This window comes from Desulfurobacterium thermolithotrophum DSM 11699 (assembly GCF_000191045.1).
Classification (GTDB): domain Bacteria; phylum Aquificota; class Aquificia; order Desulfurobacteriales; family Desulfurobacteriaceae; genus Desulfurobacterium; species Desulfurobacterium thermolithotrophum.
In genome coordinates, this window is the sequence record NC_015185.1 from 1,300,632 (window position 1) to 1,316,832 (window position 16,201).

Annotated in this window: 10 protein-coding genes and 1 pseudogene; 9 read left to right on the forward strand and 2 right to left on the reverse strand. The window is 35.9% G+C overall.

Features of this window, described 5'->3' with window-relative positions:
- Positions 1–3: 3 nt before the first annotated feature.
- From gmd to DESTER_RS06725, 3 genes are read left to right on the forward strand one after another with little or no spacing between them, the layout of a single operon-like run.
- The gene (gene gmd, locus DESTER_RS06715; protein ID WP_013638897.1) at positions 4–1,029 is read left to right on the forward strand and encodes a GDP-mannose 4,6-dehydratase; all 1,026 of its coding nucleotides are present in this window, start codon (positions 4–6) and stop codon (positions 1,027–1,029) included.
- A 24-nt stretch (positions 1,030–1,053) separates the two neighbouring features.
- Entirely contained in the window at positions 1,054–2,481 is a 1,428-nt protein-coding gene (locus DESTER_RS06720; protein ID WP_013638898.1) for a methyltransferase domain-containing protein, read from the forward strand.
- Entirely contained in the window at positions 2,471–5,863 is a 3,393-nt protein-coding gene (locus tag DESTER_RS06725) for a glycosyltransferase family 4 protein (RefSeq protein WP_013638899.1), read from the forward strand. Before DESTER_RS06720 ends, DESTER_RS06725 begins: the two co-directional genes overlap by 11 nt.
- On the opposite strand, the gene DESTER_RS06730 is transcribed toward DESTER_RS06725, so the two are convergent.
- The gene (locus DESTER_RS06730; protein WP_013638900.1) at positions 5,853–6,842 is read right to left on the reverse strand and encodes an acyltransferase family protein; all 990 of its coding nucleotides are present in this window, start codon (positions 6,840–6,842) and stop codon (positions 5,853–5,855) included. The genes DESTER_RS06725 and DESTER_RS06730 overlap by 11 nt on opposite strands.
- A 235-nt stretch (positions 6,843–7,077) precedes the next feature.
- Between DESTER_RS06730 and DESTER_RS06735 the strand changes: the two genes are divergently transcribed.
- The 6 genes and pseudogenes from DESTER_RS06735 to DESTER_RS06760 all read left to right on the forward strand — a co-directional run bounded on the left by DESTER_RS06735 (position 7,078) and on the right by DESTER_RS06760 (position 14,901).
- On the forward strand, positions 7,078–10,671 hold the full coding sequence (locus DESTER_RS06735) for a DUF4214 domain-containing protein (RefSeq protein WP_013638901.1): 3,594 nt from the start codon (positions 7,078–7,080) through the stop codon (positions 10,669–10,671).
- Between the two features lie 196 nt (positions 10,672–10,867).
- Complete coding sequence (locus DESTER_RS08445; RefSeq protein ID WP_041737500.1) at positions 10,868–11,782, forward strand: DUF4214 domain-containing protein; 915 nt, start codon at positions 10,868–10,870, stop codon at positions 11,780–11,782.
- Positions 11,682–12,622, forward strand: a pseudogene (locus DESTER_RS08210) (IS5-like element ISDeth1 family transposase). Before DESTER_RS08445 ends, DESTER_RS08210 begins: the two are co-directional and overlap by 101 nt.
- Positions 12,623–12,681: 59 nt before the next feature.
- On the forward strand, positions 12,682–12,903 hold the full coding sequence (locus DESTER_RS06750; RefSeq protein ID WP_013638903.1) for a DUF6447 family protein: 222 nt from the start codon (positions 12,682–12,684) through the stop codon (positions 12,901–12,903).
- A gap of 12 nt (positions 12,904–12,915) precedes the next feature.
- On the forward strand, positions 12,916–13,683 hold the full coding sequence (locus DESTER_RS06755; protein ID WP_013638904.1) for an ABC transporter permease: 768 nt from the start codon (positions 12,916–12,918) through the stop codon (positions 13,681–13,683).
- Positions 13,684–13,695: 12 nt separating this feature from the next.
- A complete protein-coding gene (locus tag DESTER_RS06760; protein ID WP_013638905.1) occupies positions 13,696–14,901 on the forward strand; it encodes an ABC transporter ATP-binding protein in 1,206 nt (401 codons plus the stop codon).
- On the opposite strand, the gene DESTER_RS06765 is transcribed toward DESTER_RS06760, so the two are convergent.
- Complete coding sequence (locus DESTER_RS06765) at positions 14,876–16,195, reverse strand: TolC family protein (RefSeq protein ID WP_041737505.1); 1,320 nt, start codon at positions 16,193–16,195, stop codon at positions 14,876–14,878. The two genes, DESTER_RS06760 and DESTER_RS06765, sit on opposite strands and share 26 nt — an antisense overlap.
- Between the last annotated feature and the right edge of the window lie 6 nt (positions 16,196–16,201).

Below are 16,201 nucleotides of genomic sequence, written 5' to 3' on the forward strand. Positions count from 1 at the left end.
ATAATGCCAAAAGCACTTATTACAGGAATTCGTGGACAGGATGGAGCGTACCTTGCCAAACTTCTTTTAGAAAAAGGATATGAAGTTTACGGAGCTGATAGAAGAAGTGGCGATTCTTCTAACTGGAGACTAAAGGAACTCGGTATAGAAAAGGACGTAAAAGTTGTTTACATGGATTTGCTGGAACTAACGAACATAATGAGAGTTATTGAGAAGATACAGCCTGATGAAGTTTACAACTTAGCTGCTCAGAGTTTTGTAGGAGTGTCTTTCGAACAGCCAATTTTAACTGCAGAAATTGACGCTATGGGTGTTTTAAAACTTTTAGAAGCCATTAGAACGTTAAAACCTGATACTAAGTTCTATCAAGCTTCTACAAGTGAAATGTTCGGAAAAGTGCAGGAGATACCTCAAACAGAAAAAACTCCTTTTTATCCAAGAAGCCCTTACGGGGTAGCAAAGCTTTTTGGTCACTGGATAACAGTTAACTACAGGGAGTCGTTTAACATTTTTGCCTGTTCCGGTATTCTTTTTAACCACGAGTCTCCGTTAAGAGGCATTGAGTTTGTAACAAGGAAGATTACCTACAGCTTAGCAAGAATAAAATATGGCTTACAAGATAAACTAATCTTAGGAAATCTTGATGCAAAGAGAGACTGGGGATACGCTCCAGAATACGTAGAAGGAATGTGGCTGATGCTTCAGCAAGAAAAGCCAGACGACTACGTTCTTGCGACGGGGGAAACCCATACAGTGAGGGAATTTGTAGAAAAAGCTGCTGAGGTTGCGGGATTTAGCTTAGAGTGGGAAGGGGAAGGAGTTGATACCAAGGGAATAGACAGAAAGTCCGGAAAAGTTATCGTTGAAGTTTCTCCTGAATTCTATAGACCTGCAGAGGTAGATATTCTTATAGGAAATCCTGAGAAAGCAAAGAAAAAACTTGGATGGGAACCAAGAACAAAGTTTTCTCAACTTGTTGAAATTATGATGGAAGCAGATTTAGCAAGAGTAACAAAAACAGCAAAATAATATTTAATCTCGATGGGTTAGTTAATGATTAAAATAAAGTCTCTTAAAGTTTCTTCAAAAGTTCTCCTCAGTAAGGTAGAAGAGGAAGTATCAAAGATATATGAGATAGAAAGCAAAAGGGAAGTACCTTTAGAAGATAGCAGTAAGAAGACCGATGAATATGTCTACACAATTGAAGATTTTGTTAAGTACCACGATGTAGAGTTTGTAAGATTTGCCTATAGAACTATACTTGGTAGAGAACCTGATAAGGATGGACTAAATCATTATTTAAGAAAGCTAAGAAACGGAGAATATACGAAAACCGATATCATTGTAAGACTTAGATATTCTAAAGAAGGAAGGAAAAGAAATGTAAAGATATTGGGACTAAAGAAGAGGGCTTTATATGCATTTTTATCAGGCATACCAGTAGTAGGTTACTTGCTCAAGATATTAAAGTTTTTCATTACTGTACCGAGGTTCATGAGACATATAAACGCATTGGAATCGTACATTCACTATCATATGAATCATGCAAACCAAAGGTTTGAAAGTTTGCAAAATCACATAAACCAAAGTATTATCAACCTTGAACAGAAAGTTGGACAAAGATTTGCAGAAGTAAACAGTAGATTGGCTGAGATAGACAAAATAAATAACAGATTATCTGAGTTAGATATTGAAATATCAAATTTACATCGTAGCTTAATAGAAACAAAAAATGTATTACAAAACAGCTTATCTATTCAGGACGTAAGGATAAGTAATCTTGAAAATAGATTCTTCCAAATAGATTTACCGAAAGAGTTAGAGATAAACGTAGAATTAAATATTGATAAAGATAAGAATTATTACTCTGCGTTTGAAAATGTGTTTAGAGGTGAAAGGAAAGAGATAAAGAAGCGGCAAGAAAAGTATTTAAAATATGTTCCTGAGGAGTGTCTAAAAAATTATCCAGTTCTTGATGCAGGTTGTGGTAGAGGTGAGTTTTTGGAATTATTGAAAGAAAAGGGTATAGAAGCTATAGGAGTAGACATAAATGAGGAAGAAGTGCAGATTTTAAAAGAAAAAGGATTTAAAGTGGTAAATACAGACATCAATAGTTTTCTTAAGGAAACAGAACAAGAGTTTTCTGCTATAGTCTCTTTTCAAGTTATAGAACACTTGCAGAGAGATTATCTAAAAGAGTTTTTACAGCTTTCGCACAAAAAATTAGTAAATGGTGGAGCGATAATATTAGAGACTGTTAACCCTTGGAACTATGAAGCTTTTGCCAGGTTTTACATTGACGAAACACATGTCAGACCTATTCCTCCGGATACACTTTCTTTTATGTTACGTTGGATAGGATTTAAAGATATAAAAATTGTATTTTCTGCTCCTCTTAAAGAAAAAAGGTATAAGGATGAGGATCCTAAAAAATTATACTTTGACTACGCAATAATAGGATATAAGAGAGATGAAAGTTAAAGCAATTCATCAATTTCATTCAGGTAGTGCTTATGGTGATGCTATAACGAATGGAATGTTCTTTATTCAAAGGATCTTAAGGGATCTGGGATTTGAATCAAATATATACGTTGAGCATATAGATAGAAAACTTAAGGGTAAACTGTTCCACTTTTCTAAGTATAAAACGGACGAAAATAATATCCTGCTGGTTCACCACTCACTTGGGCATGATTTAGATGAATGGCTTTTATCATTAAAAGACAAGATTGTGCTTGTTTACCATAACATAACGCCGGCAAGATTTTTCCCAAAAGACTCTGCACTTTACAGATATTCAATAAAAGGTAGAAAACAGCTAAAACTATTAAGGGACATATCGGTAGGAGCTATTGCAGATTCTGAGCTAAACAAAAAAGAGCTGGTAAAAGTAGGTTTTGATGAAAAATCGGTATTTGTTATTCCTCTTTTGTTTGACATAAACAAAATAAGGGAGCACTCTTTCAATAAAAAAATAGTAGATGAGTTCTCTAAATTTTTTAACATACTGTTTGTAGGTAGGATAGTAGAGAACAAGAAACAGGATGAACTTGTAGAAGTATACAGGTTATATAGACAAATAGCAGATAAACCTTCAAGGTTGATTCTTGTAGGGGGAACGACCAGTCCGGAGTATGAGAAGAAAATAAGACGAAAAATATCGGAGTATAACCTGCAGGATGAAGTAATTTTGGCAGGGAAAGTTCCATACGAAGATCTCTACGCTTACTATAGAGTAGCTGATGTATTCCTATGTTTAAGTGAACATGAGGGCTTTGGAGTTCCACTGGTAGAGTCGTTTGTGTTTGATGTGCCGGTTGTGGCCTATGATGCACCCGACAGCAATGTTAAATATACGCTAAACGGTGGGGGAGTTCTATTTGAGGAAAAGAGCTTTAAACACATAGCAGGACTTTTATCTTTAATTTCTAAGAATAGAGCTTTACGGAGAGAAATAATAAAGACTCAGAGGGAGGCTTTAAAGGTATATGAAAACTTTAACGTTATTCAGAAATTCATAAACTTCTTGGAGTGGTTGAGGGTTGAAGTAGACGAAGGGAGAAAGGAGCAGGTTTTAAGTAGTCAAAAGAGGAGTAAAGATATAAAAATTCAAATTGAAGGTCCTTTTGACAGTTCATACAGTCTTGCTATTGTAAACAGAGAGATGGCAAGGGCTTTGGATAAACTTTTTTCAAACAAAGTTTCTTTGTACTCTACAGAAGGGTATGGAGATTTTCCTCCAAACAAAGAGTTTCTTGAAAAAAATCCAGACGTAAAAAGAATGTGGCAGCTTGGGGAAAAGGGATACCGTGCAGATATAGTAACGAGAAACCTGTATCCTCCCCGTGTATACGATATGAAAGGATTAATAAATCTTATGAACTCTTATGGTTGGGAGGAATCAGAGTTTCCAAAAGATTATCTGGAAAACTTTAACAGATACTTAGATGCTCTTCCTGTTATGTCTCCCTATGTAAAGAAAGTTATGATAGATAACGGTATATCAATACCTGTTTTTGAAGTTGGTATTGGTGTAGATCACGTGCTTAAAATTAAACCTAAGGAATTTCCGTTAAGAACAAAGAAGCGGTTTAAGTTTCTGCATATATCTTCATGTTTTCCAAGAAAGGGAGTAGATGTACTCCTTGATGCTTTTACTTCAGCCTTTACAAAGGACGACGATGTAGCCTTGATAATTAAAACGTTTCCTAATCCCCATAATAATGTTGAGGAGCTTATAGATTACTATCAGAAGAAGAACAAAAACTGTCCGGAGATAGAGCTTATAAACGAGGACATACCGGATGAATACATAGTAAGTTTATACAAACAGTGTGATTGTTTAGTTCAACCAACGAGGGGAGAAGGTTTCGGTCTTCCGATGGCAGAAGCTATGCTATTTGATATGCCCGTTATCACAACCGCCTATGGTGGGCAAAGATTTTTCTGTAATGAAAAAAACTGCTGGCTTATAGATTATAAGTTTAATAGAGCAAAAACCCACATGAAACAGTTTAACTCCTACTGGGTAGAGCCTTCAAAAGAGGATCTCGTAAGACTAATGAGATATATATACTCTGCACCTAAGGAAGAGATAGAGAAGAAAACTAAAAAAGCTAAAGAAACAATTTTGTCCAGCTTCAGGTGGGAAGACTGTGCAAAAAGACTTATAAAAGTGGCTGAGAAGGTAGAACAACTACCTGTATTTCCGGAAAAGAAAGTAAAGCTTGGATGGATTAGCACTTGGAATATAAGATGTGGAATAGCGGCTTACTCAAAGTTTCTTATAGACAACTTTTCCGAAGATATTGATGTTCACATTATTGCAAACGTGGTAAGTAGCAAGGATATCCTTGATGAAAGCTTAGAAAGAAATGTAAGCAGGATATGGAGATACGGAGCGAAGAAGGAAGTAGAATCCATTATAAAAGAAGTGGAGGATAAAGAGCTGGACTCTGTTTTTATTCAGTACAACTTCGGTTTTATAGAAGTTTATTCACTTGGCAGGTTGGTAAAAGAACTTAAAGACAAAGGTAAAAGTGTCTTCATCACGTTCCATTCTGTTAAAGATGTAAATAAACCTGACTTTAAGGCATCTTTAAGGTGGATAAAGGAGGAACTATCTCTGGCAGATAGGATTTTTGTCCATAGTATCGCAGATATGAATATCCTAAAGGATTTTGGTTTGGTTGAGAATGTTGCTCTGTTTCCGCATGGGGTTGATATCAAGCAGGCTGATAAAGAAAGGGTAGAGCAGCTGAGAAAGGAACTGAATTTAAAGAACAGTAAAGTAATAGCTGCTTTTGGGTTTTTGCTGCCTCATAAAGGTATTTTAGAGCTTATAGAGGTTTTTGCAATCTTAAGGGAAAAGTTTAAAAACATTCATCTTCTTCTTTTAAATTCTCTTTATCCAATTCCAGACTCTAAAAGCTATATGAAAGAGTGTAAGAAGAAGATAAAAGAGCTGCAGATAGAAAAAAATGTAACGTTCATTACCGATTTCTTACCGGAAGAGGAAGTTGCTAATTACCTTGAGTTGGCAGATGTTGTTGTGTATCCCTACCAGTATACACAGGAATCGTCAAGCGCTGCTGTAAGGTATGCACTTTCTTTAAAGAAACCTGTCCTATGTACGCCCCTTGAAATCTTTAGCGATGTTTCGGATGTAGCTTTCTTTACAGAAAATACATCTGTCCGGAGCATTACTAAGGAGTTAGAGCTTTTATTGAAAAATCCTAAGAGTTTAAAGGAAAAACAAAAGGTAATAGAAAGCTGGTTAAAGTCGGTAGACTGGAAAGTGTTAGCAAAGAGGTTAGAGAACATTGTGAAGTATCATAAGTTGTACCGAAATCTTACAACTTAAACCTTATCTTCTCTATCCTCTTATCAACCAGCACTACACCTATCCAGGCTATTATGACTGACAACACGGAAACTTCAATTACAAAAAGAAGTCCACCTTTAGGAAGTCCCAAGTACTCTAAAATCCATATGGCCAAAAAGTGGGATAGAAATACACCGTAGGATAGATTCCCTAAGGTTCTGTTGAAGGGTAACCTTACTTTTGATTTCACAGCTACGTATACGATGGGCAGTCCTACGATTATTCCAAGTAATGTTTCACGGGTGTATGCTCCGTAGAGATGCTTTATAAGTACAAAGTATGAAAACCAGATAACGCAAAAAAGATATGTAGCTATTACCGCAGCTATTTCATACTTTCTTGCTCTGTTAGTTGCTATCTTTTGGATCAGACTGCCAAGCATAAAGATAAAAAGAACACCAACTATAAGTCTATAAGCAAAATAATCAGAATGAATTATATTAAGATTCGCAATTGAATATATACATAAAGAGAAAAAGAAAAAGAAAGTACCTATTTTAGGAAATCTAAGCAAAAAGGGAAGAAGCATATAGACTTGAAGTTCTGTTCCTAACGACCATGCAGGGGGTATAAGCCACCATGGTGGATGTGTAGAAGTAAGGATTATCAAGTCTTTCTCTATATACATATAGTAGTTTAGGGGGACAATAAGAAGATTGTTTATCAGATTTAAAGCTTTAAACTCAGGATTACCGAAAGAGGTTAAAAGTAAAAATAGAATTGTTAATGATGAGACAAAAAGGTATAGAGGAAATATTCTTAAGACCCTGTCTATGTAAAAGGTTAAGACTGTCTTTCCTTTATTCCAGAATATATCGTACAGGAGATGAGTGACAACGTGTCCTGCCAGTATGTAGAATATTACAACGGCAAATACTCCCGGATTGAGACCGCCTATTCTGAAGCCTATATGGGATAGTAATACCAGGTAAGCTAATAAAAATCGTAAATAACCCATCAAACCTCTTGACTCCTTTGAAATTAAGTCTAAAATTATTATGTGATTAAACAAAGATAAATAATAAATGCTGTGAGGTATGATAACACAGTGTATAGAGTTACTTTTTCCAGAGAAGGGGGCATTTATAGTACAATTAAAGATAAAGAAGCAAAATTTTTATTGACTTTTGGAAGAAAAGGGATTTATAATTTTTAAGTAAAATGAAAAAACTTTTCAAGGAAGGAGGCATGTGATGGCAATGACCACAACTCAAGTATCCCAGCTTTATGTAACGCTTTTAGGAAGAGCATCTGAGGGGGAAGGAAACCAGTACTGGGCAACAAACTACGATGACCAGTTTGAAGCAGCCAAGGTAATGCTCACACTTGACGTAGTCAAGGAGTACTTTGGAGACGCTTGGAACGACAACAAAGCATTCATTGAAGCTATCTACCAGAACACTCTCGGAAAAGACCCAGCTCAAGACCAAGATGGTGTTAACTACTGGCTCAATGAGCTAAACACATATCTTGAGCAGGGAATGTCCCTTGAAGAAGCAAGAGCTAAGGTAGTAGTAAACCTCATCAACGCAATTTCTCAGTACGAAAACAGCGACGACCCTGTTGCTAAAGCTGCTGCACTCCAGTTTAAGAACAAAGTAGCAGTATCAGACTACGTAGCAGAGAAGGTAACAGGAGTAACATCTGATGAAGTACTTGCTAACATCCAGTATTTCAAGGATGTAATTGCGAACGTAACAGACGATCCAACAACAGTAGAAGCAGCTAAACAAAAAGTAGATACAGACCTTGCAGTTAAGAATGTATCCCTTACAATGGGAGCTGATGATGTAAAAGGAAGCGTATTTAGCGACACATTCAAGGCAGACCTTTTAACTATTAACGACGGAGACAAGATAGTAGATCCAAGCACAACAGACAGCGATACATTAAGCGCAACAATAAATGCGAACGTTACAAACAACGTAACAATAACAAACGTTGAGAACATAGTAGTTACATCTTATGGTAACAACTCTATAGATATGGAAAACATCACAGGAGTTAAGTCCTTTGTATCTAAGGATTCAACAGGAACAATTACCCTTAACAACATAGCATCTGCAGATATGGCTATAGGATTTGAAGGAGAATCAGTAAACAATATTGATGCAAACTACAAAGCTGGAGCTTTAAGCGATACAAATGACACATTAACAGTTAACCTTAACTCTGCAAAGGATGTAAACCTCACAGTAGATGCAGGTTTTGAAGCTGCGAAGATAAACGCTACAGGAACAGGCAACACTCTATCTGTATTCACAGTTCCTGGAATAGCGTCTTTAGAAATAGCAGGAGATGGAGACATAACCGTAGCTGACAATCAACTTGATGGAATTAAGACAATTTCTATAAGCAACACAGCAGGTGTAGAGCTTGGAGCAATTAGTGGAGTAGAAACAATCTCCATAGACAGCCCAGCATCTGTAAAACTTGGAGCGATTACAGGAATAAAGACACTAACAGCTACATCCAATACAGGTGGAGTAGTAGCAAAAACACTTGACAGTGCAGGTTATGCATCAGATGTAATAACAGGAAATAGCGCGGGAACAACCATTTTACTTGGAAGCGGTAATGACAACCTTCAGTTTGTAGATGGAGCAAATGCAGGAGAGTCCAACATTATCAAGCTTGGAGCTGGAGACGATAAGTTAGTTGTAACAACAAATAACGGTTACACTTATGTATTTGGAGAAGATGGTAACGACGATGTAGTTATTAATGCCATTGACACAAATGACTTAGTAGACCTTGGAGCCGGTACTGATACTTTAACACTTGACAATACAAATGCTTCAACAGCAGTATTAAGAGGAGTAGAGAACTTAGTGATTAAGGCACGAGACAATGGTCAGGCTGTAACTATTAACGCAGCTGATTCTGCTTTAAATGTAACTGCTATTGCTGAGGCAGATGGTGCAGATGTAGATGTTGAGAACCTCACAGCAGGCTCAACAGTAACAGTTAATGCAGCTGAAGGTACAACAAATAGTGTAGATGCTTTAAAAGTCACATACAAAGACGTAGAAGACAGCACTACAATCAAAGTGAATACTGCTGTAACAGCTACAGCAAACACAAGTGATATGACAATAGAAAATGTGAAAAACCTTACTCTTGAATTCGCTAAGGCTGTTGACTTGAAGACTTTGGGTGCTGATTTAGTTCTAAATGACAAGGTTGAAAGCCTGACAATTAAGGCTTCTGACGATGTTAAGTTCAATGCGATTACAGATAAAGGAACAGCAGGGTTAAAGACAATCACAGTGACAGGAAGCAAAGTCGTTGATCTTGGAGATATTACAAATGAAGATGTACTTACATCTCTTTCTGCGACAGCGACAGATGCTTTAACTGTGGGAGATATTAAGACAGCGGATAAATTGACAAGCCTTAGCTTAACAGGTAAATCCGTTACACTTGGAGAGGTAGGTAATAACAATTTAGGAACTAATGATGGATCTATCTCAAATGGAGCGGATAACCTTGAAAAGGTAGTAATTACTGCGAATGATGGAGATGTGACTCTTAAGCCGAATGCGGATAATGATGCGGCAATAGCAGTGGATAAAGGTGGTACTATTGAAATAAAGGCTGATGCCGGTAGCATCCTTGTGAACGATACTAATGAAGAAAATGGAGCAGTTCTTTTAAGTGCTGGAGATACAGACGGAATTACTGTTAAACTCTCTGCTAAGAATTACATAGGTGCCGACAGTGATAGCGGTCCTGCAACTTTAGGATCTATAACTGTTGAGAACACAGCGGGAGACATTACAGCTGAAATTTCAGGAAGTGCGGAAGCAAAAGTTAACTTTGCAGCAGGTGATTTAGCAGATGCCACTGTAAAAGGGGTGGTAAACCTAACAGCAACAAATACTGGAGGACTTACTTCAACAATTACTCTTGACGCAGCTACAGACGATGGTTCAACATCTACGATTAGCCTTGGTAATGCAGACAGTGGAAAGGTAAATGATGTAACAATAGAAGGTGCAGTACAGACATTGACAATTAATGGTGGAAGCGGTGTTGATGTTGTAACTCTTGGTGGTACTAACGATCTCAGCGTGAAGACAGCGACCATAGCTCTTGGAGGAGGAACTGACAAGCTTGACTTAACAAATCTTGCTAATCTTGATGCTAATGGTGTAGGTGCTGTAATTAACCTCTCAAGCTTTACACAGACGGTAGATGGAGTATCTGTAGATGCTGGAAAGATTGTAGAGTTTGACGGAACAGATGATGGAACAAACAACATCACTGATGGATACACTATAACAGTGAATGATGTTGAGGAAATTGTAGGTACTAAGGGAGCTGACATTATCTTCGCCGCTAATACCGGAACTACTATTACTAGTGAAGCTGGTGCAGACAAGATAGTGCTTGGAGCTGGGGCAGATAAAGTTATAATTGCTGCTGCTGGTGAGACTGGTACTATAACTGTAGCTGATAAAGATAGTTCAGGCGATTTAAGTGATGGTGATACTATAAGTGGTTCATTTGATGTTATATCTAACTTTGAACATGGAACTGATAAATTAGATATCTCTGCTGTAAACGATGGTACTTCTACAGACACATGGGATTCTACTAATGGATTAGATGCTAATGCATACCAAATAGTTTTAGGAACTTGGGATGAAACTACAAATACATTCACTGTAGATTCTGGAAGTGGTACTGATACCATGGTTCTATTCGACGACGGCTTAAGTGATGTTGCTGTTGTTCTTTTAGGTGTAACAAATGTAGATGCTACTGACTTAGTATTCTCTTAAAAGGCATTGTGAGTAAATTTCTTTCCTCCCTCCCGATTCTTCGGGAGGGAGTTTTTTTTATTTTTTTTTCTCTCAATGACACTAATAGAAAGTAAACTCCTATTCTTCACTACAAAGTTTTTTCCCTTTGGAAGCATTAAGTTTCCTCAATTTGATATACTAGTTTTTAACTAACCCAGTTAAAGGAGACCTAATCATGGCATTAACAACAACCCAAGTTTCACAGCTTTACGTAACCCTCTTTGGAAGAGCATCAGAGGGAGAAGGAAACCAATATTGGGCTACAAACTATAGCGACCAATTTGAAGCAGCTAAGGTAATGCTCCCACTTGACGTAGTCAAGGAGTACTTTGGAGACGCTTGGAACGACAACAAAGCATTCATTGAAGCTATCTACCAGAACACTCTCGGAAAAGACCCAGCTCAAGACCAAGATGGTGTTAACTACTGGCTCAATGAGCTAAACACATACCTTGAGCAGGGAATGTCTCTTGAAGAAGCAAGAGCTAAGGTAGTAGTAAACATCATCAACGCAATTTCTCAGTACGAAAACAGCGACGACCCTGTTGCTAAAGCTGCTGCACTCCAGTTTAAGAACAAAGTAGCAGTATCAGACTACGTAGCAGAGAAGGTAACAGGAGTAACATCTGATGAAGTACTTGCTAACATCCAGTATTTCAAGGATGTAATTGCGAACGTAACAGACGATCCAACAACAGTAGAAGCAGCTAAACAAAAAGTAGATACAGACCTTGCAGTTAAGAATGTATCCCTTACAATGGGAGCTGATGATGTAAAAGGAAGCGTATTTAGCGACACATTCAAGGCAGACCTTTTAACTATTAACGACGGAGACAAGATAGTAGATCCAAGCACAACAGACAACGATACATTAAGCGCAATAATAAATGCGAACGTTACAAACAACGTAACAATAACAAACGTTGAGAACATAGTAGGAGGGTGTTTGAAAATTGCCAAAATTAAGAAAAAAGCCTATCCTCTCCGGTATGAAAGCGAAAAGACTAAATTTCCACAAAGTACTCAACCTATCAAAAACATACATGAACCGGAGAGGACAGGCTGTACTGGTATATTTATATCCTTTTAAAACCAAAAGAGGAAGACCCAAGAAATACCCTGACGAGATAATTCTTACCCTTCTTTTCCTCCAAGTAGCCTGGAACCTATCATTCAGAGACCTTGAATATTTGGCAGTTCAGATATTTGGAAGAGAGAATATTCCTGATTTTCAACCTATTATTACCGACTCAAGCAACTACCTTCCATTCTCCTTGTAGATTTTCTGAACTTTGTCTCTCGAAGACTCTTAGGGAAGTATCATAAAGAATTAAGATTTCTGATAATAGATGGAACTGGCTTCAAATACAATGAGATTTATCCATTGAAAATTCTAAGAGGCAAAGAGATAAAGGAGGTAAAAAGCCACGTTAAAGTTGTTGTATTAAGCGTTCATCTAAAAGATGGAAAAAGGTTCATTCTTACTGCATTACCTGGAGAGAGTTACGCTTCGGAAGTGAAACTTGGAAAGAAAATAGTTAGGTGGTTAAACGAAAGGGGATTTATATGGAGAGCTTTGAAAGGAAAGCCATTTTTAGGAGACAAAGCTTATGACAGTATTAAGTTTATTGAGCTTGTTCTGTTAGCAGGCTTAAAGCCTTACATAAAGGTGAGAGAAACATTAAGGAAGGGAATTAAATCTGAGATTAGGCTTAAATGCAAAGAGCTTTTAGAATCTGATGAAATTTACAGGTTTAGAGGACTGATAGAGAGTATTTTTGGAGAAGTTAAGCAGGATGTTGGAAGTTACGAGAAAACAAAGAGCTTTCATATAGCTCAACTGTTTGTTTTAGCTAAGTTTATCCTCTTTAACATGGGAGTTTTGTTCTTTGTCTGGATGATTTTTCAAACACTCTCCACAGAAGCTTGACAAAGTCAGAGAGTAGTTTTAAGATTGAACGGCTAGAATTTGAAGACAAGGAGGAATTTATGGCTAAAATAACTATCAATGGTAAGGAGTACGACATCGAAAAACTTCCAAAAGAAGCTATTGATCTAATCAGCTCCATTAGATTTGTAGATGCAGAAGTTCAAAAACTTCAAAACCAAATAAAAATACATCTTGCTGCAAGGGCTCTTTACATGCAGCAGCTTCAAAATCTGCTTGATAAACTTCCAGTAGGTTCAGACGAAAAAATAAAGTTCTCCTAATAAATTATTTTGATGAATTTAAGACTTTTATTAGAACTAACAAAAAGAGATTTTACTGAAAAATACGCTGGTTCTATCTTAGGTCTTTGGTGGTCATTTATTTGGCCGCTGATAAATATTTTTATCTATACTGTTATCTTTTCAAAAGTAATGGGAGCTAAAATTCAAGGAATTCCTTCAACTTACAGCTATGGACTTTACTTAGCAGCTGGACTTATTCCCTGGACTGCTTTTTCAAATACTATCCTTAGAGCATCAAACATCTTCATAGAGAAAAAAAACATTATTACTAAAATTCCGATATCGCTATTGATTTTGCCCCTTTCTGTTGCTTTATCAGAATGCATAACTTTCTTAATCAGCATTTTGATTTTTATAGTTGTTTTATTTCTTCTTGGAATAAGCTTTTCTAAAATTGTTTTTCTTGTTCCACTTGCCTATGTGCTCCAGCAGGTATTTGCTTATGCTCTTGGTTTACTGTTAGCAACTTTGAATGTCTTTATACGGGACATTAAAGAAGTAGTGAACATCACAGTTCAAATATGGTTTTGGTTTACTCCAATAGTTTACGTCGTTGACATACTTCCTGAAAAAGTAAAGGAACTTTTATACCTAAATCCAGTTTATGCATTCATTCAGGTATATCAAAAAGCATTTGTAACAAAAGAGCAGATAGACTATACTCTTCTTTTTATTTACGGACTAATTTCTTTCTTACTACTTTCTCTTTCTTACGTTGTTTATAAAAAACTTGAAAAGGATATAAGAGACTTCCTGTGATGGACTACAAATATGATAAAGGTAGAAAACGTAAAAAAAACCTTTAAACTTTACAAAAATCCTGCTGATAGGCTGAAAGAAATAATCTTTAGAAAAAGTTTTCATACTGTGTATGAAGCTTTAAAAGGAGTTTCGTTTACCGTTGAAGATGGAGAAGTTCTTGGAATAATTGGACCTAATGGAGCTGGAAAATCTACACTTCTTAAAATTCTAACAGGCGTTATTATTCCTGATGAAGGGAAAATTCATATAGACGGCAGGATAACAGGACTTCTTGAACTTGGAACTGGCTTTAACTTTGAAATGACGGGAATAGAAAACATATATCTAAATGGAATGCTTCTTGGAATGACAAAAGAAGAACTTGATAGAAAAAAAGACAGTATTATTGAGTTTTCAGAACTTGGAGATTTTATCTATGAGCCTCTTAAAACGTATTCTTCTGGAATGGTAATGAGACTAGCTTTTTCCATAGCAATACACGCTGAACCAAGCTGTTTTGTAGTAGATGAAGCTCTTTCTGTAGGAGATGCACATTTTCAGCAAAAGTGTATGAAAAGAATTAAAGAGTTTAAAGAAAAAGGGGGGTCTATAATCTTTGTTTCGCACGATATGAATGCAGTAAAGGTGCTGTGTGATAAAGCTCTACTTTTACACAAAGGCAAAATAATAGATGAGGGATCTCCTGAAAAAGTGGTAAACAGCTACAATTTCCTTTTGGCTAAAATAAACGATTCTGAAGAAACTGTTAGGTTTGAACAGAAAAAAAAGAGCTCTTACGGTACATTTGAAGCAAAGATAGAAGAAGTTTCTATTGAAGGGAAAGACTCTAAAAGTGATGTCATAAGTAGTGGTGAAGAAGCTGTTATTTCTGTAAAAGTCAAAGCTTTTAGCGACATAGACAGTGCAACTGTAGGAATTTTAATAAGAGATAGATTTGGACAGGACATATTCGGAACAAATACGTGTCTTTTAAAGAAAAAAATTTCTTTTAAAGCCAATAAGGTTTATACAGTTAAATTCGAACTTCCGATAAATATTGGAGCTGGAAAATATACGATTACAGCTGCTGTTCACTCAGGAGAGATTCATTCAGAAAAATGTTACCATTGGGTTGATGGTATATGCTCTTTTGAAGTGGCTGGGTTTAAAAAAGAACCATTTGTAGGAATTGTTTATCTACCAGCAAAAGTTATCTTGGAGATAGAAAACAATTAAGTTTCTTTATGTTCTTAAAATCAAGATTTGATGTAAGATATAGAAGTTCCACGTAAGCAGTAGAGAAAGTATGAACTTCCTCATTTAAAAGAATTTTATCTCTTACAATTTCAACTTCTTGATTTTTAAGATCTATTTCCGTCTTTAATCCCTTTTCTAAAGCTTTCTTTATCACCTTATAAATCTTGTAATCATTAAGCAGCTTCCTCTTTAAATTTTTTATTTTTTCTTCAGCCTGTTTAAGCTTGTGCCAACTATCATCAAGCTGCATGGATTTTTCTTTCTTTATCTGCTTTAAATCTTCAAAAGCAGCTTTCTTTAGTTCCAGTGCTTCTAATTTAAGGGCAGATACATATCCACCTTGATATATTGGAAAATCAAGAGTTAATGCTATTCTTTTATCATTTGAAGCTACTGATATTGCAGAGCTTGAAGCATAGCTGTAGCTAAGTTGAAGATCAACCTTAGGATATCTTTCATATCCTCTTCTTTTGATTTCTATTTCTGCTATTTTCACGTTCTTTTCTGCTATTTTTATTTCTATATTTTTTCCTAAATCTTTTTTCCAAGCATTATAATCAAGCGTTAGACCTAAATTTTTTATTTCTAATTCCTCATTAAGAGGAGAAACTAAATTTTGATAATCTGTACTTCCAAGTAAGTTTCTTAAAGAAGAAACAAAAGAATCAAGTTCAATTTGAGCATCTTTAAAAGATATATACGCATCTTCATATTCTTTTTCTACTCTTAGAAAGTCTTCTTTAGATATAAACTCTTTATCCTTAAGCTTTAATGCTTCCCTGTATTTTTCTTTTTCAAAAGATAAAAGTTTTGTGTAAAGTTCTACTTTTCGCTTAGCATAAGCAAGATGTAACATAGTAGTCAAGAGGAAATATCTTATGTACTGTTTTTCTTGCTGAACTTTTAAAGTATCTATTTTTTTATAAATTTTTGTTTGTTTTAGCTTCGAAATTATTTCTGGTCTATATACAGGTTGTTTTAGAGTTAAGTAGTAATACTTCAACTTCTGCTTAATCAATCCTCCATAATAAGGTTTATATTCCTGCCATCCAAAATATGTACTAAAAGACAGCTGCGGTTTATACTGAGAAATAACCTGTTGAATTTGGTATTCCCTTGCTTTTACCTTATGCTTTAAAGAACGGAGTTTAAAATCGTTTGATTCTGCTTTATGAACAAGTTCTTCCAGAGAAGCTGAAAAAGCAGTTGTGCTTGTATAAAAATTTTCAATGAATAAAACTGTAAATATTAAAAAAAGTACTCTGAACAACATTAAACC

Bases quoted from the DNA above. Each gene is read 5' to 3' on its own strand.
- DESTER_RS06720 (WP_013638898.1), top strand. From the start codon at position 1,054: ATGATTAAAATAAAGTCTCTTAAAGTTTCTTCAAAAGTTCTCCTCAGT.
- DESTER_RS06725 (WP_013638899.1), top strand. From the start codon at position 2,471: ATGAAAGTTAAAGCAATTCATCAATTTCATTCAGGTAGTGCTTATGGT.
- DESTER_RS06765 (WP_041737505.1), bottom strand. From the start codon at position 16,195: ATGTTGTTCAGAGTACTTTTTTTAATATTTACAGTTTTATTCATTGAA.
- DESTER_RS08445 (WP_041737500.1), top strand. From the start codon at position 10,868: ATGGCATTAACAACAACCCAAGTTTCACAGCTTTACGTAACCCTCTTT.
- DESTER_RS06760 (WP_013638905.1), top strand. From the start codon at position 13,696: ATGATAAAGGTAGAAAACGTAAAAAAAACCTTTAAACTTTACAAAAAT.
- DESTER_RS06735 (WP_013638901.1), top strand. From the start codon at position 7,078: ATGGCAATGACCACAACTCAAGTATCCCAGCTTTATGTAACGCTTTTA.
- DESTER_RS06730 (WP_013638900.1), bottom strand. From the start codon at position 6,842: ATGGGTTATTTACGATTTTTATTAGCTTACCTGGTATTACTATCCCAT.
- DESTER_RS06755 (WP_013638904.1), top strand. From the start codon at position 12,916: ATGAATTTAAGACTTTTATTAGAACTAACAAAAAGAGATTTTACTGAA.
- gmd (WP_013638897.1), top strand. From the start codon at position 4: ATGCCAAAAGCACTTATTACAGGAATTCGTGGACAGGATGGAGCGTAC.
- DESTER_RS06750 (WP_013638903.1), top strand. From the start codon at position 12,682: ATGGCTAAAATAACTATCAATGGTAAGGAGTACGACATCGAAAAACTT.